The sequence below is a fragment of the Moritella viscosa genome, from assembly GCF_900120065.1.
Taxonomy (GTDB): domain Bacteria; phylum Pseudomonadota; class Gammaproteobacteria; order Enterobacterales; family Moritellaceae; genus Moritella; species Moritella viscosa.
Genome location: NZ_FPLG01000001.1, coordinates 1 through 25,769 on the forward strand (window position 1 = coordinate 1; position 25,769 = coordinate 25,769).

23 protein-coding genes are annotated in these 25,769 nt (G+C 37.6%); 19 read left to right on the plus strand and 4 right to left on the minus strand.

The features are described from left to right. Nucleotides 1-82: 82 nt before the first annotated feature. A complete protein-coding gene (locus tag BT797_RS00005; RefSeq protein WP_075470755.1) occupies nt 83-1,204 on the minus strand; it encodes a PKD domain-containing protein in 1,122 nt (373 codons plus the stop codon). Nucleotides 1,205-1,714: 510 nt separating this feature from the next. On the opposite strand from BT797_RS00005, the gene glnK reads away from it, so the two are divergent. The 4 genes from glnK to BT797_RS00025 all read left to right on the plus strand — a co-directional run bounded on the left by glnK (nt 1,715) and on the right by BT797_RS00025 (nt 5,439). Then, nucleotides 1,715-2,053, plus strand: coding sequence for a P-II family nitrogen regulator (gene glnK / locus BT797_RS00010; protein ID WP_045108765.1), 339 nt, complete (start codon nt 1,715-1,717; stop codon nt 2,051-2,053). A gap of 12 nt (nt 2,054-2,065) precedes the next feature. Then, nucleotides 2,066-3,298, plus strand: coding sequence for an ammonium transporter (locus BT797_RS00015; protein ID WP_045108766.1), 1,233 nt, complete (start codon nt 2,066-2,068; stop codon nt 3,296-3,298). Between the two features lie 178 nt (nt 3,299-3,476). Further along, entirely contained in the window at nt 3,477-4,058 is a 582-nt protein-coding gene (locus tag BT797_RS00020) for an anthranilate synthase component II (RefSeq protein WP_045108767.1), read from the plus strand. Nucleotides 4,059-4,233: 175 nt separating this feature from the next. After that, the gene (locus tag BT797_RS00025; RefSeq protein WP_170860692.1) at nt 4,234-5,439 is read left to right on the plus strand and encodes an aspartate aminotransferase family protein; all 1,206 of its coding nucleotides are present in this window, start codon (nt 4,234-4,236) and stop codon (nt 5,437-5,439) included. A gap of 370 nt (nt 5,440-5,809) precedes the next feature. Here the strand turns inward: BT797_RS00025 and crp are convergent, their stop codons facing one another. Further along, on the minus strand, nt 5,810-6,451 hold the full coding sequence (gene crp / locus BT797_RS00030; RefSeq protein ID WP_006032405.1) for a cAMP-activated global transcriptional regulator CRP: 642 nt from the start codon (nt 6,449-6,451) through the stop codon (nt 5,810-5,812). Between the two features lie 284 nt (nt 6,452-6,735). Between crp and BT797_RS00035 the strand changes: the two genes are divergently transcribed. The 4 genes from BT797_RS00035 (at nt 6,736) to panF (ending at nt 9,793) form a co-directional block, all read left to right on the plus strand. Beyond that, nucleotides 6,736-7,140 (plus strand): OsmC family protein, encoded by a 405-nt coding sequence (locus BT797_RS00035; protein WP_045108769.1) that lies wholly within the window; start codon nt 6,736-6,738, stop codon nt 7,138-7,140. 276 nt (nt 7,141-7,416) lie between these two features. After that, nucleotides 7,417-8,001 carry a cache domain-containing protein gene (locus BT797_RS00040; protein WP_075470757.1) on the plus strand — a complete coding sequence of 195 codons (585 nt, stop codon included), beginning with the start codon at nt 7,417-7,419 and terminating at the stop codon, nt 7,999-8,001. Between the two features lie 168 nt (nt 8,002-8,169). Beyond that, nucleotides 8,170-8,364 carry a DUF997 family protein gene (locus BT797_RS00045; protein ID WP_045108771.1) on the plus strand — a complete coding sequence of 65 codons (195 nt, stop codon included), beginning with the start codon at nt 8,170-8,172 and terminating at the stop codon, nt 8,362-8,364. Further along, nucleotides 8,357-9,793 (plus strand): sodium/pantothenate symporter, encoded by a 1,437-nt coding sequence (gene panF / locus BT797_RS00050; RefSeq protein ID WP_075470758.1) that lies wholly within the window; start codon nt 8,357-8,359, stop codon nt 9,791-9,793. The genes BT797_RS00045 and panF overlap by 8 nt, the downstream gene beginning before the upstream one ends. A gap of 83 nt (nt 9,794-9,876) precedes the next feature. Here the strand turns inward: panF and BT797_RS00055 are convergent, their stop codons facing one another. Further along, nucleotides 9,877-10,833, minus strand: a complete 957-nt coding sequence (locus tag BT797_RS00055; RefSeq protein WP_075470774.1) for a pseudouridine synthase — start codon at nt 10,831-10,833, stop codon at nt 9,877-9,879. Between the two features lie 280 nt (nt 10,834-11,113). Here BT797_RS00055 and BT797_RS00060 point away from each other — a divergent pair, with 280 nt between their 5' ends. The 7 genes from BT797_RS00060 to phnE (BT797_RS00090) all read left to right on the plus strand — a co-directional run bounded on the left by BT797_RS00060 (nt 11,114) and on the right by phnE (BT797_RS00090) (nt 19,683). Then, on the plus strand, nt 11,114-13,018 hold the full coding sequence (locus tag BT797_RS00060; RefSeq protein WP_244534083.1) for an ATP-binding protein: 1,905 nt from the start codon (nt 11,114-11,116) through the stop codon (nt 13,016-13,018). Continuing rightward, nucleotides 13,009-14,361, plus strand: a complete 1,353-nt coding sequence (locus tag BT797_RS00065; protein WP_075470760.1) for a sigma-54-dependent transcriptional regulator — start codon at nt 13,009-13,011, stop codon at nt 14,359-14,361. The genes BT797_RS00060 and BT797_RS00065 overlap by 10 nt, the downstream gene beginning before the upstream one ends. A gap of 255 nt (nt 14,362-14,616) precedes the next feature. Next, nucleotides 14,617-15,831: a glycerophosphodiester phosphodiesterase family protein gene (locus BT797_RS00070; RefSeq protein ID WP_075470761.1), complete on the plus strand. Its 1,215-nt coding sequence runs from the start codon at nt 14,617-14,619 to the stop codon at nt 15,829-15,831. Nucleotides 15,832-16,108: 277 nt separating this feature from the next. Beyond that, nucleotides 16,109-17,149: a phosphate/phosphite/phosphonate ABC transporter substrate-binding protein gene (gene phnD / locus BT797_RS00075; RefSeq protein ID WP_045108776.1), complete on the plus strand. Its 1,041-nt coding sequence runs from the start codon at nt 16,109-16,111 to the stop codon at nt 17,147-17,149. Between the two features lie 121 nt (nt 17,150-17,270). After that, nucleotides 17,271-18,041 carry a phosphonate ABC transporter ATP-binding protein gene (phnC, locus tag BT797_RS00080; protein WP_075470762.1) on the plus strand — a complete coding sequence of 257 codons (771 nt, stop codon included), beginning with the start codon at nt 17,271-17,273 and terminating at the stop codon, nt 18,039-18,041. Then, entirely contained in the window at nt 18,029-18,826 is a 798-nt protein-coding gene (phnE, locus tag BT797_RS00085; protein ID WP_075470763.1) for a phosphonate ABC transporter, permease protein PhnE, read from the plus strand. The genes phnC and phnE (BT797_RS00085) overlap by 13 nt, the downstream gene beginning before the upstream one ends. Next, complete coding sequence (gene phnE / locus BT797_RS00090; protein WP_211705385.1) at nt 18,826-19,683, plus strand: phosphonate ABC transporter, permease protein PhnE; 858 nt, start codon at nt 18,826-18,828, stop codon at nt 19,681-19,683. The genes phnE (BT797_RS00085) and phnE (BT797_RS00090) overlap by 1 nt, the downstream gene beginning before the upstream one ends. A 102-nt stretch (nt 19,684-19,785) precedes the next feature. Here the strand turns inward: phnE (BT797_RS00090) and BT797_RS00095 are convergent, their stop codons facing one another. Beyond that, a complete protein-coding gene (locus BT797_RS00095; RefSeq protein WP_045108779.1) occupies nt 19,786-20,358 on the minus strand; it encodes a pyridoxamine 5'-phosphate oxidase family protein in 573 nt (190 codons plus the stop codon). A gap of 615 nt (nt 20,359-20,973) precedes the next feature. On the opposite strand from BT797_RS00095, the gene BT797_RS00100 reads away from it, so the two are divergent. From BT797_RS00100 to BT797_RS00115, 4 genes are all read left to right on the plus strand, one after another. After that, nucleotides 20,974-21,702 (plus strand): ferritin-like domain-containing protein, encoded by a 729-nt coding sequence (locus tag BT797_RS00100; RefSeq protein ID WP_045108780.1) that lies wholly within the window; start codon nt 20,974-20,976, stop codon nt 21,700-21,702. A gap of 25 nt (nt 21,703-21,727) precedes the next feature. Beyond that, nucleotides 21,728-22,807, plus strand: coding sequence for a 3-oxoacyl-ACP synthase III family protein (locus tag BT797_RS00105; RefSeq protein ID WP_075470764.1), 1,080 nt, complete (start codon nt 21,728-21,730; stop codon nt 22,805-22,807). A gap of 312 nt (nt 22,808-23,119) precedes the next feature. After that, nucleotides 23,120-24,400 (plus strand): phosphatidylinositol-specific phospholipase C domain-containing protein, encoded by a 1,281-nt coding sequence (locus BT797_RS00110; RefSeq protein ID WP_052678229.1) that lies wholly within the window; start codon nt 23,120-23,122, stop codon nt 24,398-24,400. 271 nt (nt 24,401-24,671) lie between these two features. After that, a complete protein-coding gene (locus tag BT797_RS00115; protein WP_075470765.1) occupies nt 24,672-25,733 on the plus strand; it encodes a hypothetical protein in 1,062 nt (353 codons plus the stop codon). The last annotated feature ends 36 nt before the right edge of the window (nt 25,734-25,769 follow it).

The following is a 25,769-nucleotide window of genomic DNA, read 5'->3' on the forward strand; positions in this document are numbered from 1 at the left end:
AAACAACGAAAGCCTGAATCATTGATTCAGGCTTTCGGATAAACACTAAACATTTTATTTTACGTCAGGATCATTTCCTAACTTAGCACTCATTATTACCTTGTTGTCTTACCTGCCAAGTTAATGTTGGTTTTATACGGGGAAATGATAAATCATCGATGTATTGTTGAATCCTCGCACCACACCAAGCTTCTGCCGCTGCGCGGCTTGTAATTGGTGAAGAACTAAAGCACTGGCGTTCATCTGTTTTTTTATACAACCAGCTAGAGGACGTTAATAGATCACAAGTCACGTAAGAGCCTTCTTCGTAAACATCAATTGTTTCTGTTTTTGTATTTGTTACACCTTCTTTACTCACCACTGTTAAAACCACGCTGTAAGGGCCTTCAGATGTGTAGGTTGCGGACGCGGTAATTCCCGTAGCCGATTCACCATTTCCTAAATCCCACTGATAAGATATGATCTTGCTGCTTTGGTTTGAGCTTTGACTTGCATCAAAACTTACATCTAATTTGTCCTTTGTATAGTTGAGTGCTGCAGTTGGTGTTGTTATTTCATTAACAACGTAAATAGTCATTGCTGTTGTTGCTTGGGCATTATCTTCTGCGGTTACTTTTAAGTGGACAGTATGTGGCCCTGTTTTATTGAAATTATGAGTGACTTGAGCCCCTGATATCTCTTGCCCTTCAATTACCCAATTAATTTGAGATAAGGAACCTTCACTATAGCTAGAGGAATCACTATTAAATGTATATACCGTTGTTGCCCTATCCGTGATTCCTATCATTGCGTGTGGAGATAGGGGCTGTGTAGCTATGTCTTCTGCACTGATGGTTAAATTTTTTGAAAACTGAGCCAAAGCTTCTCCAGTATGATCCTCTACAGTTAACTTTACCTTGTAGGTGGCGGCTTCTTTAAACTCATATTGGGGTGTTTGTTCTGGGTATAATGAGGTTACTTGCCCTTCACCTCCTAAGCTTACTGACCAGTTAAAAGTCAAGTCGTCAGTGGATTGCTCAACATTATTTACAGTATAAGCGGAACTGAAATTATAAATGGGTGAGTTTATATCATTAGGAGTAGCTGAAAAACTCACGGATGAAATCGTCTTTAATTCATCATCCTTATCGTCATTATCAAATACGTCTTCAGAACCGCAAGCTGTAAGCGTTGATAATAGTGCTACCAGTAGTAATTTCTTCATCGTATTTCTTCCATGAGTTGGGATTTAGAGTAACAGATCCATCTTGGCTACTCGGATTGGAAACACATTATCACTATAACTGATCATAAGAAGTACCAATTTAATTTGGTACAAAACGTTGTGTCACCTTTTGTCTAGCGCTCTTATTGGAACGATTTAATTTATTTTAAATGGATTATATTAAATTTAATTATTTAGACTTAAAGGAGTCTAATTAGTAGTAATGATTAACAATTAAAGTTAATTAGTTTCTTACGCAATTTTAAGATATAAAAAGTTATTAAAAATGAGATTACGGTCTCACATTCCATGGAGGTTAACATTTAAATAACAATTGCACTGGATTGGTGTTAATAACCTAGTTGTTGCACCAAATTAGTGCTGTGGAGATATGGGAATATCAGAGTTTAACGTTAAGGTATTGAATTTACGTTGTTTTAATTATTGGCACGGAGGTTGAATTAAGTTTAAGCATATAGATACTCAATATACTCAGGCAAGGAGCTCTTTATGAAGCTAATAAGCGCAATCATTAAACCATTTAAACTCGATGATGTTCGTGAAGCAGTAGCAGATATCGGTGTTGAAGGATTAACAGTGACTGAAGTGAAAGGCTTTGGTCGTCAAAAAGGTCACACTGAATTGTATCGTGGTGCAGAATATCAAGTTGATTTCTTACCTAAAGTTAAGTTGGAAATCGCAACACAGAGTGAAAATGTTGATCGCCTAATTGAAGCTATTAATAGTGCTGCTTATACGGGGAAAATTGGTGATGGTAAGATTTTTGTTTACGATTTAACACAAGTTGTGCGTATCCGTACGGGCGAAATGGACTCAGAAGCAATTTAAAGGAAATAAATTATGCAAGAGCTAACAACTACAGTTACTGAGCTGCGTTTTGCACTCGATACTTTTTACTTTTTAATATCTGGTGTACTTGTGATGTGGATGGCGGCAGGTTTTGCCATGCTTGAAGCTGGCCTCGTTAGATCTAAGAATACAACTGAAATTCTGACAAAGAACATCGTGCTTTATTCAATCGCCTGTATTATGTTTTTACTAGTCGGTTATAACATCATGTATGTTGATAATGCTAAAGGCGGTATTATCCCATCATTTGGTTCTTTAATTGGTTCACAATCTGATGGTGCGGATCACTCATTAGAATCAGATTTCTTCTTCCAAGTTGTATTCGTTGCAACAGCTATGTCTATCGTATCTGGTGCGGTTGCTGAGCGTATGAAATTATGGGCATTCCTCGCTTTCACCGTCGTTTTAACCGGTGTTATCTACCCGATTGAAGGTTATTGGACTTGGGGTGGTGGTTTCTTATCTGAAGCTGGTTTCTCTGATTTCGCTGGTTCTGGTATTGTTCATATGGCTGGTGCGGCTGCTGCATTTGCTGCGGTACTTCTACTGGGTGCTCGTAAGGGTAAATATGGTAAGAACGGTGAAGTGTACCCAATCCCTGGTTCAAATATGCCATTAGCAACATTAGGTGCATTTATCTTATGGATGGGTTGGTTTGGTTTCAATGGTGGCTCACAACTACTACTTTCAGATGCTGCAAATGCAACGGCTGTTGGTCAAATCTTTATGAATACGAACGCGGCGGCTGCGGCTGGTGCTGTAGCAGCATTGCTTATCACTAAAATAATGTGGGGCAAAGCTGACTTAACAATGATTCTTAATGGTGCATTAGCTGGTTTGGTAACTATCACAGCCGACCCTCTGAGTCCTGCCCCAGCATTTGCAACATTATTAGGTGCTTTAGGTGGTGCGTTAGTTGTATTTAGCATCGTAGCATTAGATAAAGCGAAGATTGATGATCCAGTCGGTGCAATCTCTGTACATGGTGTGTGTGGCCTATTCGGTTTAATGGTTGTTCCATTTAGCAATGCTGATGCAACATTCGGTGCTCAAATATACGGTGCAGCTATTATCTTCGCTTGGGTATTCGCAGCAAGTATCTTAGTGTGGGCAGTACTTAAAGCTACAATGGGTATTCGTGTTACTGAAGAAGAAGAAATTACAGGTATGGATATGGCTGACTGTGGTATCGATGCTTACCCTGAGTTTGTATCAGTTAAATAAATACAGTTGATAGTAAGTTATAGCTAATAAAAGCTCAGCAATTGCTGAGCTTTTTATTTGCTTTTTTAAATATAAAAGTTACTTAATCGCGTCGATTTATTCGAAGGTAGATTATTAGAATCCCATTTCTACCTATGATATTATTCATTTAGTTTCCTCATTAGAATTTTAATCCTCCATGTTACTTATTATCGATAACTACGATAGTTTTACGTTTAATTTATTTCAATACTTCTCTGAACTTGGGCAAGACGTTGTAGTTAAGCGTAATGACGAAATTTCACTGGAGCAAATATCTACCCTGTCTCCTGATTATTTAGTTATTTCTCCTGGACCGTGTACACCAAGTGATGCAGGTATTTCATTATCTGTTATTAAACAGTTTGCAGGGAAAATCCCAATTTTAGGTGTTTGCCTTGGGCATCAATCTATTGCTCAAGTATTTGGTGGAAATGTTATCAAAGCTAAAAAAATGATGCATGGTAAAACATCGAAAATTCAGCACAAAGGTAAAGGCGTTTTTACGGGGTTAAATAATCCCTTAACAGTTACGCGTTATCATTCTTTGATTGTTGAAACCTTGACGTTATCTGACGAATTTGAGATCACTGCGTGGACTGAAGATGATAAAGGTGAATTTGATGAGATCATGGCGTTTAAGCATAAAAGCCTCGCATTAGAAGGCGTGCAGTTTCATCCTGAAAGCATTTTAACCGAGCAAGGTAAAGAGTTATTAAATAACTTTCTACTCAGAAACTAGCTAATATCAAGAGATTAACCTTAACCTAAAAATTAGTAAAATTTCTGCAGTTTTATTACATATGAAGCTTGACCTGTGATTGCTTATGTATAATTATTGAATATATATTCACGCGTTGGTGTGGTTAAAGGATTTAGACATTCACTGAGAGGAAAGGAATATGAGCAATAATATAATGGATGTTATTCGGGAAGATTTTGATAATGTAATGGTTCCTAACTATGCTCCAGCTGAGATGATCCCCGTTCGAGGTCAAGGGTCACGCCTTTGGGATCAAAATGGTAATGAATACATTGATTTTGCTGCTGGAATTGCTGTTAGTTGTTTAGGCCATTGCTATCCTCCTTTAGTGAACACGCTGCAAGCACAAAGCCAGAAATTATGGCATGTGAGTAATTTACTTACTAATGAGCCGGCATTAAGGTTAGCTAACAAACTGACAAACGCGACGTTTGCGGATAAAGTATTTTTTGCTAACTCCGGTGCGGAAGCTAATGAAGCGGCGTTAAAGTTAGCGCGTCGTTATGCACATGATAAGTTTGGTGAAGGCAAAGATCAGATCATCGCCTTTAATCAGGGATTCCACGGCAGAACTTTTTTTACTGTCTCTGTGGGGGGGCAATCAACTTACTCGGACGGGTTTGGCCCTAAGCCTGGAGCTATAGAGCATGTTGATTTTAATGATCTTAGTGCATTCGAAGCATTAATCAGCGATAAAACCTGTGCAGTAATAGTGGAACCTTTACAAGGGGAAGGGGGCATACATGCATCTAATCAACAGTTTTTGATTGGTGTGCGTGCGCTTTGTGATAAATATAATGCACTGCTGATATTTGATGAAGTACAAACGGGTGTTGGTCGTACTGGGCATTTTTATGCTTATCAACATACTGATATCAAACCTGATATTTTAACCTCAGCAAAAGGTCTTGGTGCTGGTTTTCCTATTGCGGCAATGCTAACAACAGCGGCTATTGCTGATAGTTTTACTGTGGGTACACATGGCAGTACTTATGGGGGAAACCCGCTTGCTTGTAGTGTTGCGGAGGTTGTTGTTGATACGGTTAATGATGAGGCGTTTTTAGCGCAAGTTAAAGCAAAGTCTACGATTTTCCAAGATGCATTAACTGAGATAAACAATCAATATGCTATTTTTTCTGACATTCGTGGTGAAGGCTTGTTATTAGGTGCCGAATTAACTGAGCAATACCAAGGTCAGGCAATTGCGATTATGAGGCAAGCGGCTCAAGAAGGGTTATTACTATTGGTCGCTGGCGCGAATGTTTTACGTTTTACACCTGCTCTGAATATCCCAGAAGAAGATATTTATGCAGGTATGAAAAAGCTTCGTCTTGCTATCGAAAAATGGCTATCTGCTTAACGCATACCAATATGCGGTTCAGGTTGTACCTATATCATCCCTCACAGCGTTTAATATAGATGTATTGGTTATGATAATGATGTTCGTTGCGTTGTCTATACCGATACTGACATGTTGTTAGCAATAAAATAAAATGCGATCTTGATTGATGATGCAATCTCTTCAGTATGACTTGCGAAGTGAGTGATAGTTTATGTTGAATTACAAGATGAAGATGAAGATGAGTAGCGTAGTGATAAGTCAGTGTTAATTAAGCGATTGAATAAACGACAAGGTAATTCAAAATAAAGCATACGTAATTAAAAATGACGCCTGATTTATTATATAATGAATCAGGCGTTGCTTTTATTATTTTAGTAAACGAGTTGGATTAGCGCGTGCCAAATACAACAATCGTTTTACCATGAGCGGAGATCAACTCTTGCTCTTCAAGCATTTTCAAAATACGGCCAACGGTTTCACGTGAACAACCAACGATTTGACCAATTTCTTGACGAGTAATTTTAATTTGCATACCGTCTGGGTGCGTCATTGCGTCAGGCTGTTTTGCTAAGCTTAATAGCGTTTGTGCAATACGGCCAGTTACGTCTAGGAATGCTAGATCACCAACTTTTTGACTTGTTATCTGTAGACGCTCAGCCATTTGACCTGATAAACGCATTAGGATTTCAGGGTTGACTTGGATTAATTGACGGAATTTTTTATACGAAATCTCTGCTACTTCACATGGTGATTTAGCACGGATCCATGCACTACGTATAGGTTCTTCTGTATCTTCAAATAGGCCTAGTTCACCCATGAAGTCACCTTGATTTAGATAAGAAAGGATCATTTCTTTGCCTTCTTCATCTTTAATTAGAACTGCCACAGAACCTTTAACTATAAAATACAAAGTTTCCGCTTTTTCTCCAGCATGGATCAGGGTACTTTTTGAAGGGTACTTGTGAATATGGCAGTGAGATAAAAACCATTCTAAAGTAGGGTCAGATTGTGGCTTGCCGATAACAACCATGGGTATTCCTCTGTAAGTTATTATAATCGCAAATTATGTCCGTGTTGCGATATTTTAATTTTATTATTATTACTGACTTGATAGCATAAGAGACAATAACACTAATAAGCAAGAACTGAGTTGATTTCTGTTCAATATCAACGTGAATATATCATTTTTTGAATATTGACTTACTGTTTATTTGTGACTTTTAACTATATTTGGGATATGGAACGGTATTTAATTGCTAATGTAGTGTTAAATATTGTCTAATGCCTTCGAATTAGACATTAACTAGGTGTTTTATGAAAGCAAATGTGAAGTGGATCGACAAAATGCAACTGATGGGGACGTCAGAAACGGGTCACGGTATCCTTATGGATGGTGATCGTAATGGTATCGCAGCAAGCCCGATGGAAGTTGTCCTCATGGGTATGGGGGCGTGTAGCTCTATTGATGTTGTCGATATTTTGAAGACAGGCCGTCAAAATATCCTTGGTTGTGAAGTGAATTTAACGAGTGAACGTGCAGCAGAACCGCCACGTGTATTTACAAAAATCAATGCCCATTTTGTGGTTTCGGGTCATGATCTAAATGAGAAAAAAGTAAAACGTGCTGTTGAATTATCGATGGAGAAATATTGCTCAGTCGCTAAAATGCTAGAAAAAGCAGCGGAAGTGACCTCAAGCTATGAAATTGTAGCTAAATAAATTGCCTTGATTGCCAATTATTAATGGTAGGTATACTGCATGCTTATCGTTAATTTATCTCCCCCCAAGTTATTGCATTCTCGTCATACAACAATGATGAAAATATACACAATAGGGTTACTGATAATATAATGTGTTTCAAATTGAACCTTAATTTTCATTTTCCTTATTGTTTACAGTCGTTTATGTTTTTATGTGTTAGCATGATGGTAGATTGTTTTGTTGTGTTTTGTTGTGTTTTGTTGTGTTTTGTTGTGTTAGGTTGTAGAGACTGTAATGTGCCGTCGTAATTCTGTTATCTGTAAAATTACCTTATGTGTTGTATTTAGTTTTATCGCGTTGATTTTTATTGCATTGGGTTATTTATCAATATTACGCGAAGAAATGCTGACAGAAAGGAAGTCACGTCTTATTAATATTATTAATAAAACGGAAGTTATCTTTCAACGTTACGATCTGTATTACCAGTCTGGTGTTTTGTCACTTGAACAGGCACAAAAGCAAGCCTTAAAGCGCCTATCTTTACTTGATGGGAATTATATCTTTGTCTTCGATGATAACTACACCTTGCTTGCTTCTTTAGGTGGTGTGGATAACTCAACCCATAATGTTAAAATGATTCAAGATGCTAATGGTGATTACACTTATCAAGTCATCTATGAAAAAGCAAAAAAATTAACGGTTGGTACTTTCGTTAGTTATTGTTTTCCCTTATTTATTGGCGGTAAAGCCGTGCGTAAGATATCTTACAGTAAGCATTTTCAGACTTGGGGCTGGACCTATGGCGCTGGTGTTTATATTGATGATATTGATTCGATTATCAGTCATACGCTTATTTCGTTCGATGAACTAGTCATATAACAAATGCGTAATTATCTATACGTACATAAAACAATATTTGGATGTAAGTCGACATCTCGATATAATCAAGCGTAAAATACTAAATCTATCGAGTAATTAACATGTTGATAATTGTTTATCGATAATGATTATCTATACTCTCCGCGGGTATTTATTTTAGGCTAAGCTATGCACTCTATTTCAAAAAAAACGCTGCTGCTGACATTGGGCTATTTTGCTCTGTGGTGCGCAGGACCGTTATTATTACAAACACAAGGTGACTGGTGGGGATTACCTGTCTGGTTCTGGTTTTCTTGTCTGTTTGCACCCTTGTTACTTATTTTCTTCCTTATTTTAATGATTAAATCGACTTATCATGACTAATCTTATCCCTATTCTTATCTATCTTGTTGCGAGTTTACTCATTACCCGTTGGTGGAGTGCCCGCCAATCAAAACAATCGGGGGACTTGTATCAAGATAAAGCTAAACGCTTTTTTATTGGTGGACGTTTTCTTAATGGACCGTTACTCGCGCTGACATTAGTTGCGACCTATACGAGCGCGAGTTCGTTTATTGGTGGACCTGGTGCCGCCTATAAAATAGGATTGGGCTGGGTCTGGCTTGCGCTGATTCAAGTACCAGTCGCCATGCTGACATTGGGTGTATTAGGGCCAAAGTTATTGGCGCAACGTAAAGCCGAACACGCGACACTGATCGAGTGGTTGGATGCGCGGTATCAGAATAGTTGGCTAACTAAATTAGCATTAGTGAGTCTGGTGGTGGGGTTCATTGCGATGATATCGGTGCAGTTCATTGGTGGTGCGCGTTTATTCTCGGGGGTTAGTGGTATTAGCTATGAACTAGGACTCGGGCTATTTGTTATTACTGTACTGGCTTATACACTTACCGGTGGCTTTCGTGCTGTGGTGATTACCGACGCATTTCAAGGTATTTTGATGATCATTGGTGTATTAGTCATCTTCTTGACGTTGTTGTCACAGGGTGGGTTAACAGTACTGATAGCGGATGTTAGCGCGCAATCTCCGACGTTACTAAGTCCACAGGGCAATGATGGTCAGCTTGGGTGGCCAATGATGTTGTCATTTTGGATGCTGATTTGTTTTGGTACGTTAGGTTTACCGCATACTGTCGTGCGATTATTAGCAGTCAAAGATACCAATGCATTAAAACGTGGGATGATTTGGGGAACAATTATTAGCTTTCTAATGACCTTGATTCCGCATTTAAGTGGTGTGTTAGGCCGTGCTTTATACCCTGATCTAACGATACCTGACGAGATCATGCCTAGATTAATTACCGGCTTGTTTACTCCGTTCTGGGCTGGTGTATTGTTGGCTGCGCCTATTGCCGCAGTGATGTCATCGGTGGATTCGATGTTATTACAGTCAGCGGTTAGTTTGGTGCGTGATGGCGCTGTGCGTTGCTATCCAACGATGACAGCAAGTAAGCAAGTATGGCTAACTCGTCTTGCCATGTTGCTGATTACCTTGATTGCAACTTATTGTGCGATTGAACCGCCGAAAATGATTGTTTGGCTTAATCTTGCTGCTTTTGGGGCATTGCAGGCTGTGTTTTTATGGCCTGTGTTGGCAGGACTTTATTGGCCAAAAGTTTCGGGGCATGCCGCTTTATCAGCAATGCTGACAGGTCTTGTGAGTTATTTGTTATTACTGTGGTTTAAACCTGCGATGTTTGGTATTCATCCTATTGTCCCAGCATTATTAATATCCATGTTTGGGATATTGATTGTTCACCGTTTTCAGCAAGTTTATAAAAACCAAAAAGCATAGCTGAATACGCTTTATTAGGGCAGACCTTTACTTCACGAAGGTCTGCTTAAAGCTACTGCAAGATATAAACACTAAATACGGTTTTAAACTGGCTCGATCACATCGACTCTTTTATCAACTATAGCCTCAATATCAAGTAAGTCTGTTGTTATATCATGTTTAATGCCTGTTACTGGATCGGTAAATTTAAGCTGTTGGGCTAATAGCTGTAATGGCTGATTAAAATTATCATCACATCGGTCTAATAATGTTGGATACAAGCGGTCGTTTACCAATGGCATGCCTAAACTATGCATGTGTAAGCGTAATTGGTGTGTCTTACCGGTAATCGGGGACAGTCTAAATAAACCAAACTCACCTTTAACGTCAATCAGTTCTATCTGAGAGTGACTGTTAGCTTCGCCATCGCTGATCTGCATCGTGAAGCTTGGCTCACCTTTTACAATTCTATTTTTTACTGTCCAATGGCGTGGAAGCGTGAGACTACCTTCATTGTGCTGTCGTCGTAAGTCCGGTGTTAACTGAGCAATGGCTTGGTAATATTTGGTGATACTGCCATGTTTAAATAAGTCATGGTACAAATGGCGCTGTTCAGGGTGCTTAGATAGCAGCATTAAGCCTGCCGTTGCACGATCAAGGCGATGTGCTGTCACCAGTGTTTCGATACCCGTTTTTATTCTTAGCCTATTCACTAAGCACTCATTAACAAATTGACCACTAGGACTCACCGCTAAAAAATGTGGTTTGTAGGCAACAATAATATTGTTATCTTCGTAAATAATTTTTTCTGTAAAAGGGATCTTTTTTTCTACCGCGACCTCACGGTAATAATAAACTCGCTCTCGTGGTACAAATGCACAATCTAGGGTAATTAAGCGACCATCACGCCAATGCACTTTGCCATCGATGATCCGTTGTTGCCATATCGTCGCATCAATTTGTTTGAAATGATTGATAAGAAAGCTGAATACGGTGGGCTTATCGGTCACGCTTTCTGGTAATACAATATGCGAAGCATGGGTAGCACGGACATGAGACATAGTTTTAATAAACTCGGTTAAAACAGGAATAGGGTTAAGTGGGAGGAGTGTACCTGAATTCTTGATCTCATTCTCGCTAACAACCACCTAACTACACACATAAACACTTAAATAAGCATTATAAATACCGTTGTATTAACAGTTTTAGATGTTAATTTAATGTTATAGGACTAAGTTGTGGTAGCTTATATTTATTCTTGTTTTATTTTTAATGGGGTTTGGCAGCAATACTGAGCCGCTTTATTTGCCCTATAATAAATAGGTTGTAATAGGGCAAACTATGTTCAGATGGAAAGGTATTGAGCTTAGATTAGTTTTAGCACTCGCGATGCTATCTATGACAACGCTATTTTTATCTATTGCATTTTCCTTCACGTTCAATGATTTGAACCGAAGGCTTGTGGCATTAAAAGAAATAAACATGCCTGCTTTAGAACAGGCCGCACGTTTAAATGATATGGTGCGGATTATTATCACCACCTCTTCTCATCTTAATGATGCTGAATCCAATGTTGAACGAAATCAAGCCATTGAACAAATCGAACATGCCATCCTGAGCATGGAAAATATCATGATGCAGTCTCCTGAATATCATGATTATTTTAAAGACTTCATGGCACAAGTGAGTAACAGTCTGAGTTTACTGTTCCAAAGTAAAATTGAATCACAGCACCTTAATAAAGCACTGCGTAATCTTTTAGAAGGCTTCTATCCATTGTTAAAAGAGGCTAGTGCATCTCTCGACCAACTACCTGAAAACAGTAAAGGTAAGATCCAATATACACAGCTTAAATCCTTATTGTATTATCAGTTAGGACTTATTGAGAAACTTTACAATGACTTCAGTTTTAATGAACTCGACTACACAAGTTACCGATTAGAACAAGTTGGAGAGACCTGGTGGAAGCTCTGGGATAATGGTGATATTCGTCAACAATACCCCGATTTAGATCAAAAACTCATCGTAATTCATGATTTAACATCGCGTACAGGCAAACTTTATGCGCTTAAAAATAAAGCGCTAGATAACCGCTATCAAGAACAATATTTCTTACAAAATAGTCGAGAGCACCTAAGCCAACTTGCCGTTCAAATAGAAAGTAATACAGCTAAAGTAAACCAAATTATTGAGATCTCAATTAAAGAAACGCAGGAATCCTTGCTAGGTGATCAACGTTTATCACTATTGTTATCATTATTCAGTGTATTGGCTGCTGCTGGCATCTCATGGTTTTATGTACGCAAAAATATACTCCAACGTTTACTCCAACTAAAAGATAATATGTTTGCGATTTCAACGGGCCACTTAGATACAGAGGTATCCATTCGCGGTCATGATGAAGTCACGCAAATGGCAAGGTATCTTAAAGTTTTCCAAACCACTGCGAGGGAAGTTAAACAGACTAACCGAAAATTAGAGGCGGAAGTAGAAGAGCGCACCTTAGCCGAAAATAAATTACGGATCACACAAGATGAACTGGTACAGGCAGGAAAACTGGCCGCACTTGGTCAACTCAGTGTTGGGATCACTCATGAAATTAACCAACCCCTCACTGCCGTCAATAGCCACGTGCGCAGTGCTCAGCGTTGGTTAGAACAAGCACGTACTGATAAAGCGCTGATCAATTTGCAGAAAATAGAATTACTTTTAGATAAAACTTCCGCGATCACCAGTCACCTCAAAGCATTTTCACGTAAAAGTGATGGCAAAATAGAAAGCGTTGAACTCAATTGTATTATCCAAGATGCTATCGAATTGTTTGAAAACAAACGTCATAATGTCACGATTAATTACTCAAATCTGACGTCGCTCTGGGTGCGTGCAAATAGTATTCGTCTTGAACAAGTGTTAGTTAATCTCATTAGCAACGCGATTGATGCTGTTGAACACCATTCCGAACCACAAATAACGGTTACAGTCAGTGCAAAGTTAACAGGTTCACGATTAGGTCATATTGAAATTACCGTAAAAGACAATGGTTACGGTATTTTGGCTGAAGATCTACCTCATATATTCGACCCTTTTTATACGCGCAAAATATCAGGCAAAGGCCTCGGGCTCGGATTATCTCTTGCCTATAATATTATTAAAGATTTTGGTGGTTCCATTCGAGCAGAGTCGATTCAATATCAAGGCTCTGAATTTATTGTATCTCTACAGCAAGGTGAACAATCATGGCATTAGAAAAACACATTGTACTCATCGATGATGAAATTGACGTTGTAGAGGCTGTCAGTGAAATGCTGGAATTAGAAGGCTTTAATGTCAGTAGTTTCATTGATCCTAATCTGGGCTTGAAATCACTAAATTCAAACAGCAAGTCTGTCGTTTTGTGCGATGTGAGAATGCCCTCGATCGATGGTTTAACCCTGTTAAGTTCCATTCAGCATCGTGCACCAAATGTGCCCATCCTACTCATGAGTGGTCACGGTGATATTCCTATGGCTATTGAAGCAATGAAATTAGGTGCGTTCGACTTTTTGGAAAAACCACTTAATACTGATGAGCTAATCAATAAACTCAATCTCGGATTAGCGCAGTGCCAACATATCAACACGACCCAATCAACAGACAAAGACTCGCCTGAAATCCCCATTGAATCAGTTATTATTGGCGAATCAAAAGCCATTGATAAAATTCGCCAACAAGTCCTAGTGCTTGCTCATACTGGTGTCGATACAATCATCAATGGCGAAACTGGTACAGGGAAAGAAATTATTGCTCGTTCCTTGCATAACTTCAGTCGCCGTAAAGACCAACCTTTTGTTGCCATTAACTGCGGTGGTATGACTGAAAGCATCATTGAAAGTGAATTGTTTGGTCATGAAGCAGGGTCGTTTACCAGCGCTAACAAAAAACGTATCGGGCGGCTAGAACAAGCCCACGGTGGTACTTTATTTCTTGATGAAATCGAAAGTATGCCCATTGCAGTACAAATTAAATTATTACGAGTGCTCCAAGAAAGGGTTATTGAACGTGTCGGTGGTAACACGCTTATTCCTATAGATATTACTGTTATTGCGGCAAGTAAGGCTGATTTAGCCCGTTTAAGCGAATCTGGTGAATTTCGCGCCGATCTATTTTATCGCCTTAATGTGGCTAGTTTGCATCTTCCTTCTTTGCAGCAACGTAAAGAAGACATCCAATTGTTATTTCGTCATTTCGTTATCCAAGCAAGTCAAAAATATAAAACCCGTCCATGTACAATTTACTCAGAACAGATACAGCAATTGTGTCGCCATGATTGGCCCGGAAATTTACGGGAATTACGTAATGTGGCCGATCGTTTTGTACTTGGTATTGTCGGTGATGGTTTTGATTTACAAACGCCAATTTGTGAATCTTGTCCTGATGAGTTTGCTTTTGAAAAATTAATGGAACAATACGAAAGAGATGTATTGACCGAAGCGCTTGTCGAAACGTTTGGTAACATCAACGAAGTGTCCGCGAAACTCAATTTGCCTCGAAAAACCCTATATAGAAAAATGAAGAAACACCACCTTGATAAAGAAGACTTTAAAATATAATAAGGAGCTTAGACACAAATGACCCATGAATAAGGCCAAACCCTAATATAAAAGTCTAACAAACTGTTATATAACAAAATTAATAGTTGGCATGATGAGTGCAATTACATGCTAGGTGATTTAGTATCACCAGTACTGATAATTATTTGGGGTTTATTTACATTACTTATAACAGTGGATAAACCAGAAAAAAATAATAATTGATCAGCCAAATAGATAATTTTTGGATAATTGCTTGTTAAAAGGAAATACAAAATGAAGCAAATACTAAAGGGCTCAATCGCACTCATACTCGGGTTAACTTCAATCACAGTTTGGGCTAATGAGTCTGCTAATTTAGGTCCTCGTCCAGCCTATTTAGTCAATAATATGGATGATAGCGCCCTCAAAACTCAATTACAGCAATGCAGTGACGGGCCATTTAAGCGAAGCAGCTTTTCTATTGGCCACCGTGGCGCTGCCATGCAATTCCCTGAACACACCAAAGAGTCTTACCTTGCGGCCATTGAAATGGGTGCCGGTGTAATTGAGTGTGATGTGACGTTCACTAAAGACAAGCAGCTTGTTTGTCGACATTCACAAAACGATCTACACACAACAACCAATGTACTATCAAAACCAGAACTCGCTAAGAAGTGTACTGTACCGTTTATGCCTGCTAATCCAGTAACAGGCGAAGATGCTAAAGCAGAGTGTCGAACGTCTGATTTTACTCTGGCTGAATTTAAGACACTTAAAGGTAAAATGGATGGTTCAAATCCTAAAGCAACGACTGTTGAAGAGTACATGAATGGTACTCCAGGCTGGCGTACTGACCTTTATACGCAAAATGGTACATTAATGACTCATGCAGAAAGTGCTGCATTATTTAAAGCTCATGGTGTGAAAGTAACGCCAGAACTTAAGTCGACCGCAGTTGCTATGCCATTTAATGGCTTTACTAAAGACATGTATGCACAGAAATTAGTTGATGAACTAAAAGCAGCAGGCATTTCTGCATCTGATACTTATTTACAGTCATTTGATTTGAATGATTTAAAGTACTGGATTAAAAATGATCCAAGCTTTGGTAAGCAAGCCGTATATCTTGATGAGCGTGTTTATGAGCAAAAAGATTTTGTAGCATCGAAAGCCAACATGAAAGCACTCAAAGATGCAGGCGTGAATATTATCGCTCCACCTTTGTATGCACTTGTAGATTTAGATAAGAAGAAAAACCTTGTGCCGTCTAGCTATGCCAAGCTAGCTAAACAAGCTGATCTTGACATTATTGCATGGACACTAGAACGTTCAGGACCACTTGCTCAAGGTGGTGGTTGGTATTATAAAAGTGTCAGCGAAGGCATTAATAATGATGGCGACATGATGAATATGCTTGATGTATTAGCACAAGATGTTGGTGTTATTGGTGTTTTCAGTGATTGGCCAGCAACAGTGACCTATTATGCAAATTGCATGAATTTAAAATAGCGAAGAAGATTAATAGTGTTAACAATAACGTTGTTCTTAGCACTATTAATACAAAGTAGATTATAAAAAAGAGCTTTTGAGCTCTTTTATTTTTTCTGCTTTTAAAATAAGACATAAATGACTCATATACCTATTTAATGTGTAGACAGTAATGACCCAAATGATAACATTTTAACTTTACGTTGTATTAACTGCTTGATTTAAAAGAATAATAAATATGGCATAAACTATGCAAATAGTTAATCAATTCCAACAATAGTAAAAATAAGGTTTGAATATGAAAATCAGCGTTAAAGGATTGTTAATCGTTAGTTCACTATTATTCCCTTCAATCACGATGGCAAGTGAGTGCGCTAGTCGAGGTGTACTAGATGATAGATACTGTGATGAAGATATGGACTTAGTTGCCGACACCCCTAAAGATCCAAGTGACTGGAGTGATCCAAGTACGCTTGTCTTTACCTACACCCCCGTAGAAGACCCTGCTCTTTATAAAGATGCATTTGCAGATTTTCAAACACATCTAAGTAAAGTCACAGGCAAACGTGTTATCTACTACACAGTACACTCAAACTCTGCACAAGTTGAAGCAATGCGTTCAGGCCGTCTGCACGTAGCTGGCTTCTCTACAGGCCCAACAGGTTACGCAGTCAACCTAGCCGGTTATGTACCTATTGCAGTAAAAGGGGATGAAAAAGGTTTTCACGGTTATAACCTGATCACGATTGTACGTAAAGATAGTGGCATTAACTCAATGGCTGATCTTAAAGGTAAAAAAGTAGCGCATACTTCGGCATCTTCAAACTCAGGTAACCTAGCTCCTCGAGCGCTTTTCCCTGCACAAGGTCTGGTGCCGGACGTAGATTACAAAGTCTTTTATTCAGGTAAGCATGACCAATCAATTCTTGGTGTATTCAATGGCGATTATGATGCTGCACCTGTTGCTTCCGATGTATACGATCGTATGGTTGACGCTGGCCGTGTAGATGGTTCGGTACTAAAAATTATCTACCGTAGCCCACGTTTCCCTACATCAGCTTTTGGTTACGCACATAACTTGAAACCAGAACTGGCTAAGAAAATCCAAGAAGCTTTTTATAGCTACCGCTTCACTGACGAAATGAGCGCATCATTCAAAGGTGCTGACCGTTTCGCGCCAATCACTTACAAAGAAGAATGGGGTGTGATCCGTGATATCGCTCATGCAACAGGCACTGCATATACAAAAACAGGTCTGAAAAAATTGGCAGAAAAAGACGCAGCCAAGCGCGCTAAGAAAAAAGCCGCTGCGTTAGCGAAACTTGCCAAAACTCAGTAAGCACTTAATCGGTTAATAACTTAATCAGTTAGTTCATATCTCATAAATCAATCTAGTGAAAAATCTATGCCCTCTCGGGTAGGGCATAGATCATTCAAAAATTCGACAAGGAAGAAGCACTATGGCCGTAGCAAGCTATGACGGAATAAAGATCAATAACCTTTATCATGAATATGTGGCTGGAAAGCCAATTCTTAAAGGTATTAATATCGACATCGATAAACCAGGCATCATCGCTATTATTGGCCCTTCAGGTACGGGTAAAAGTACGTTACTTCGCTGTATTAATCGTCTTAATGATCCCAGTAAAGGTGAAATTATTTTTGAAGGTGTAGACCTTACTCAACTAAAAGGTCAGGCGTTACGTAAACAGCGCCGCCATATCGGTATGGTTTTCCAAGAATATAACCTTGTTGAAAGGTTAACCGTGATTGAGAATGTACTTAGTGGCCGTCTTGGTTATATGACTGCTTGGAATGCTTGGCGGAGACATTATTCTCAAAAAGATCTTAACAAAGCCTTTGAATTATTAGATTTTGTTGGACTATCTGACTTTTCAAATCAACGTGCAGATAGCTTGTCAGGTGGACAGAGACAACGTGTAGGTATCGCTCGAGCAATTATGCAAGACCCATACATTTTACTTGCTGATGAACCAACATCATCACTCGATCCGAAAACGGCCGTTGAAATTATGGAGTTAATGGAGGCCTTTGCACAACAAAAAAATATTCCGGTATTGGTTAACATGCATGACGTGAATTTAGCCAAACGGTATGCGAAACGCATTATCGGTATGTGTCATGGTAAAGTCCATTATGATGGTAGTCCCGAAGGTATTACAGAAGAAGATCTTAACGTTATTTATGGAGGCGAATCATGGTTGGATTAACACCAAATACGTCACCAAATAGAGAAAATCCATTTAAAGTATCGTGGACAAATAGGTTAATTATCGCGGCCATTATTGGTTATCTGTTTTATAGCCTATCAACATTAGGATTGACTTTCGAACGGTTAATTTTAGGTTTGAGTGAAAGCGAACGTTTACTTTCTCGTATGTTTCCACCTAATTTTTCACGCTCTGGTTTATTATTTAGTGGTTTACTGGAAAGTTTACAAATTGCAATTATCTCAAGTTTATTTGGTATTTTGATTTCGCTTTTCCTTGGACTGATGGCTGCGCGTAACATGATGCCCGCAATCGTTTCAACACCTGTTCGTGGCTTTATCGCATTATGCCGCTCTTTTCATCCTGTGATCATTGCGATTCTATTTGTAAAGGCGGTTGGTTTTGGGGCTCTAGCAGGGATTTTAACCTTGGTATTCGCTTCAATTGGTTTTATTGCCAAACTGTTTGCAGAAGCGATTGAAGAAATTTCGTTTAAATCCGTTGAAGCTATTCGAGCCACTGGTGCCAGCTTTTCCTGTGTGGTCTTATATGCAGTCATGCCTCAAGTTTTTACTCGTTTTATTGGTTTTGCGAGCTATCAACTCGATTCAAATCTACGTAACTCCACTATGGTGGGGATTGTAGGTGCTGGTGGCCTAGGTGGTACATTATTCTCTGCTTTCCAACGCTTTGATTATGATTTTGTCTCCGCTATTTTAATCACCATTATTGCGCTTATTTTAGTTGGTGAATTTCTTTCCAATATTGTTAGGAGGGTTTTCTAATGACAGCTGCACATATCAATAATAAGTCTCATGTAGAAAATGTATCCCAAGTTGATAATATGTCTCAAATTGATAAAGAGTGGCAACGCTTTACGCCAAACGAACGTATTACCCGTTTTGCCATTTATTTATGTTTAGTTTCGGCAATCGTGTGGTCATGGCAAACCGTTGAGGTTATTCCGGAATTTCTTTATGATGCTCCCGCTCAGTTTGCCGATATGTTTGAACGTATGATGCCATTGGATTATGCTTTTTATCCTGAGTCTATTCATGAAGCCATGATTGAAACATTGAACATTGCAACATTGGGTACCTTATTTACACTCATTTTTGCGATACCATTAGCACTGCTTAATGCGCCGAATATAACACCGAACAAAACGTTAAACTGGATTGCTCAAGTATTCTTGGTATCGTCTCGTTCGGTCAATTCACTGGTTTGGGCATTGCTGTTTATTGCACTGTTTGGTCCAGGCCTTTTGGCTGGTATCATGGCAATCGCCATTCGTAGTATTGGGTTTGTGGGTAAACTTTTAGCTGAAGCTCTTGCAGAAGTGAATGTCGGACCTGTTGAGGCTCTAAGAGCAACGGGTGCATCATGGATGAGTATTCTACTTAAAGGTTACTGGCCACAAGTTATGCCTGCGTTCTACTCTATTGTTCTATTCCGTTGGGATATTAATGTCCGTGAATCTGCGGTATTAGGTCTGGTGGGTGCTGGTGGCATTGGGGTTATTTTAAATGATGCGCAGAATTTATTTGAATGGCAAAAAGTAGCTATGGTACTGGTAAGTATTTTTACTGTGGTGATCGTCGCCGAAGCTGTAGTCATCCATATTCGAAATAAGCTTATTTAATCACTATTAATTATCTTTGATGGGTTAAGGCATTAAAACGGCTTTATAAGCTGTTTTAATGCTCACTTAGATATCACCCTGATTCGCATTCAGATTTTTTCTTTAAGCGTTCGCGTTTATATCAATCCCTGTTCGTTCAACGATTTCAGTTTCAAAACCATCAATACTTTGCTGATTTTTCTTCACCCAGTATTTTTCAATACCCTCTTTACCTTGACGAGTAGACCAGTTAGCTAAGTCATCGCGATCTTCATTATAATTGAAGTAAGGTACAGACTTGCCACAAGATGATTGAACCATTTCGATATCTAAAATAAATATTTGTCGGGCCGCAACACTGTGTGGAAATAGCGCGCTGTATTTATCCCATTCAGGATCTTTTTGATGGATTACTTTTGCATTACCATAAGCGCGAAGGATCAAAGGTGCCCCTTCAAAAGCACAAAACATGACTGTCATTCGTGGGTTAATGAGCACGTGAGAAGCTGACTCATTACCGCTGCCCGTCAGGTTAAGCCAAGCAATGGTGTTTGTATCGATTACACGAAGGGAATCTCCACCTTTAGGTGAAAGGTTTACATTGCCAGTATCAGCTGCAGTGCCGACAAAATAAAGGCGCTGCTTGCCAATAAACTCAATATGTTGTTCTGTTAATGCCGAAAATTGTTTCCCCATGCCACATTCCCTCGTGATTTGTATTTATGTTGAATAATGTATGTTGTCTATTATTATGATTTGACTCTATATATTTGTAACATGCCTAAACCGTAACAACTACCAATCACTACAAAGATTAATGACGATATAATCATAAATGTGATCATATGGGGAATTGGTCTGTTATATTTCAATGCTATTCACGTAATCTAGTCGTGATTAACAGCTGAAGTTAAATGGATAGAATCACCAAAGATATCTGTCAGAAATACAATTAAAAAATGAAATTAATTTAATAACAGGGTCGTCGAATATATCTCCGTCACCCCCCAAAGTTAAACTTAAGCTAGTGATTCGCTAATTTTAAATGACTGATTTAACCTAGTAAATTAAAGCTAAGTACTGATAGTGACAATACTTATTTCCTGCCGACTTATGTTTAATTTGACACATAAGTATAACGTTTTTATTACGATTCCTTTATCTTATTGACTTAAAACAAAATAATAAATTACATTGTTCATCTGGCTTAGCGATGGCATTTTTGAATGTTAAATTAATTCCTTTTATTTTTTTGATAAAAGTATATTGAGCTAAGTATATTGAATCTGAGATTGACCGCAAAGGATAGACATGACAAGTAATAATTTTGGGAATATAAAGCAATATCGCTGTTTTCCACCTGCTATTAATGCTGTACCTGAGGGTGATTACCCTGCTTGGTTTATACCTTGGTCAACTCAATTTGAAATGGAAAAATGCATTCTAGATGATGCGCAAAAAAATGCTTTGTCACGATTAGTACCGTTATTATTATGCGGGGAACAATCTGCACAATTTGTTTTTGGGGAAGAAATTGTTCGGATTGAGCAAGATGACTTTAAGCTTTGTAGTGCAGATTTAATTACAATACAAAAAGATGAGAATGCACATGAAGAAGCATTACAAATGTTAGTGTCGTTTTTACCTACACCAAAAGATGCATTAAAAATAAAGCGAAAAGCGCAATTATTTTATACCAAGATAGGGCTGGCGGCGTCTGTAGTGGAGCACTTTGCCACTATCCGAAGTCTCGATGGTTATGTTGCATTGATCATGACCGCGATGTCTCGTTCCAACCTAGGTGCATCACATATTATAAGTCAGCTTTTTTCTTTCATAAAACACGATGAATCTCGTCACGTTAGTTTAGCGCGAAAACATATTATTTTATTGGGCGGTGACCCAAGTATTAATAAAGATAATATAAATGTTTTAAGGAAAAACCTAGTTAATTTATTAAAAACAGAGCAAGCATCATTTGAAGTGTTAGGAGTTGATAGCCGTAAATTATTTTCACAAATAGATCCTCAAAATACTTGAGATATATTAAAGGAACAAATTAGTTATGACGGTTTTTTTTAATGAGCATCGAGTGAAACTATTAGGCTCTGGGTCTACTTTACCCGGATCTGCAATTGATAATCAGGCTTTGGATGTATTATTAAAAAATACAATGGGTGAACGTACTGCGAGAAAAGCACAAAAAATAAGTCAGTATTTTGGTATTACAAGTCGCCATTGGGCGCGTGGTTCGCAACATGCAACAATTAACAACTCTAATATAGGGTTAGAAATAGGTATTGAAAGCATCAACAAAGCCTTACTATCTGCAAATCGGTCACACAAAAATAATGAAATCGAAACCCTCGATTATCTTATCGGTCATACTACGAGCCCGCATACATTATTACCGCCTAACATTGCTTGGATAGCTGATGCATTAGGGCATGAAGGTCCTTATATGGAATTTCGTCAAGCATGCTGTGGATTTGCAAATGCGTTGCAGACTGCAGCAGCTTTGCTATCGAGTCAAACTGAACTTAACTCCGTTGGCATTCTTGGCAGTGAAGTCGGTTCCTTGTATGTTGATTTTACTCAATCATTTTTAGATCAAGAACAATTAATTAATTGTATGCAAATGGGGGATGGCGCTGGTTCTGTCATATTAGGAAAAGATGATGGCAGTCAAAGCCAGATTATCAGCGATATATACTTAGGACATATTGGAAATGGCAAGCAGCCCGGCTTTGGTATTCGTGGTGGTGGCGCGAGTCATATTCGCTGTGAAAATGATTTTCCTCATTTCTTTCATCATGCTAAAGATGTGAAAGCACAAGGTGCTAAATTATTTAAAAATGGCTTAACAGCAATGTTAGACCGAGGTTATAAAATTACTGACTTTGATTTTATTTTACCACATCAAGTTAATGGTCATTTAGCTAAAATGTTTGCTGATGAGCTCGGTTTAGATCCAAATAAAATTATTGTAGACGCAGATAAATTAGGTAATTTAGGCTCCGCTGCTATTTGGGTAAGTTTAGATAAATTAAGACGTTCTAATATTTTAAAGCCAGGTCATAAAGTGTTAGTGCTAGGTGCTGAAGCCACCAAATATATTTATGGTGGCTTTGTCTATCATCACTAATCGTAAGCAAAATAGGCAGTGATAAAACCGTTATGTGATGATGCCATATTAACAATTATCACCAAGCATATTAGAGTTTGCCATCTCTAAATTGTTAGAATGTGACATTACTATATTGCACTTATGGGGGGTCTACAGGTGTGATGCTCGTAAGATAATATATGTTAAATATAGCTAGTCGCTTTTAGACCAAAGTAACACCTGACATTGAGTTATGCCTATTTGGGAACTAAATATGGGGTTTGGCATTTTTATTAATTAACTTAATACCTAAAACTTGGTATAAGGTTCTTTTTTTATGGATTTTTAGTTATGAAATTTAAGTTTGCGTGTTTATCTGTTTTTGTTACAAGTTTTATTGCAACACCTTCACTTTCTTCTGTTTTACAAGGAGAGATGGATGGTGGTTATGATCTCCCTTATTTATGGGATAGCTATGCAGGATATAGTAATACGGATTGGATGGCTGCAATTGGAAATGAAAAAAGATTGAGTGAAATCTCTATGCCGGGCACACATAATTCATTGTCGTTATATGGTGGAGATGTTCCTGCAACACAAACATTGAGTATTGCTGAGCAACTTGATATGGGGATCCGATATATAGATGCGAGATTCAAATATCGAGACAGTGATCTGATTGCTTATCATGGAATAATATCTCAATATCAAACGTTTGATGACTTTATTTCAATAGTATCTCAATTTTTAAATGCTAACCCAACAGAAACAATAATTATTAGAGTTCAGAACGAAGGTGGAGCTAAAGAATATCAACATGATTTTTATCAAAAGTTTAAAGAAATCTTGGCTAAATATAAACACAATAATGCAATACCATACTCAAACAATCCTACTTTAGGAGATATAAGGGGGAAGTTTGTATTTATTCGTGACTTTAATATTTTTGGTGGCCGAATTGGTATCGAACGTGCTTCTTTGCATATACAAGATAACTATAAATTAGTAACAAATTGGGACTTATATTCGAAATGGGAAAGAGTTAAATCACATTTTTACTCAATAAACAGTAAGCAAGTATCATTAAACTATTTGTCAGGTTCTGTAGGTTCTTTTCCCTATTTTGTTGCAAGCGGAAAGTCAAGTCCTAGCTCACATGCACCTCAGTTGTGGACTGGAGTATCGACAGTCGATGCAAATCAATATCGAGATTTCCCTCGCACTGCATGTATTGAGCAGCTATGTAGTGTTAATTTTGCAGGGATAAATCAATTAACAGAAAAATGGATTAAAGAGAATAAATTTTTAAGTAATCTAGGAATCGTCGCTATGGATTTCCCTGGAGGGGGAATAGTAGATACTATTATACAATATAATTCTTCAAATAAACATTCTCTTGTTGTTTATGAAGATGTTAATCAAAATGGGGATAGTCTTGTTATTAATTCTGATATTCCATTTTTAGGTAATATGAACGATCAAATGTCTTCATGGGTTATTCCATACAATTGGGAAGTTCGATTTTATGAACATGAAAACTACCAAGGTCGTTATTACACAAGAAAAACGGGTAAAGGAAATACAGATGAATTTAATGATATAATTAGTTCGATAAAGATTTTAAAAAAATAAATTTAATTATGGTTTATTTGTAATATATAGTCACGTGCACATGATATTAATGGTGTTAAATAGTATTGAACATCATTAATGTTTAACACGTCCCACCAAATAGTATCAATCTAAATTCTTTGTTAGAACCTTGTTTTTACACTTTAATTGTTTTTATGTGCGGCAAGCTTATTTATTGTGATGGTAATCTAAATTTGATGTTTTATTTTAAATTAATTTAATTAACTCTGATAGAGTCAGAAATAACAATTTCAAATAGGTAGGTATAATAATGAATAATATTTTTAAATTTAATATCATCATTTCTTTATTTAGTTTTACTTTCTATAGCTTAGCTGGAACTAGTACTAACTCGCTTCCTCCAACTTATGATCTTTCTAACGCAAAAGAACTTAATTATGCGTATTACTCGAAAATGTCGAAGACAGGTTCATATATCATTGAAGCACCATTTAAAGCAAAAAATGATTATTGCTATACTAGCAATGATAAACTTGAACTACAAACTAGATATGGCATAGGATATGCCCTATCTAGGGTTCTTTGTAAAGACAACGTTATATTAGAAGCAAATGATAATAAATATAAAATATCAGCTTTTGTGGCAATGAATAAAGTACTAGACCTTCATTTCGAACTTTGGGGAGAAGATTTATTTCAAGGGAAAGCAAAAATTTATCATGAAGATAACTTGTCAGTAAATAGTTCGTATGTCTATCAAAGTGATGCGTTTTATATTAGAACTAATGAAAATGGCGCTTACGGCAGTGCATATATCGATATAACAGTAATGGCTCATGAAGCTGGTCACAAATTCACAAAAAGTTTACTACTTAACGACGGTTCTATTTTTTATGAGTCAGTTAAGGAAGGTATCGCTGATTTGTATGCAATTGTTATTCATAATAATTACCTCGAAAAATATCAAGGCAATACTGATGAAAATATTTCTTGGCTTATTGCTTTAGGTGGAACTCCTGATTCTAAATCAGGAGCAATTAGAGATGTAAGTAATCCTATCTATGACATACCAAGCTCTAATGTTGACAATATATCAAAAATATCAAAAAATAACTCGGCATATCAGAACTCAGCAGTGTTTAGAAGTTTATTTCACCAGATGTCATTAAAAATAAATAATAATATAAATTATCAGAGTAAAAACACTATATTATTTAATTTGTTTAATGCTTTCAAGGCTGTGTCAATAAAATTATCTTCAAATACAAATGCAAACGACTTTATTCATATTTTAATTGACGAAATGTCAAAAAGTGAATATTCACATATTGATTTTTTACCTATCTATAAAAGTTTTGGTTGGGATGTATAATCCATTTTTGCAGAATATAATATAAAACTACTATCA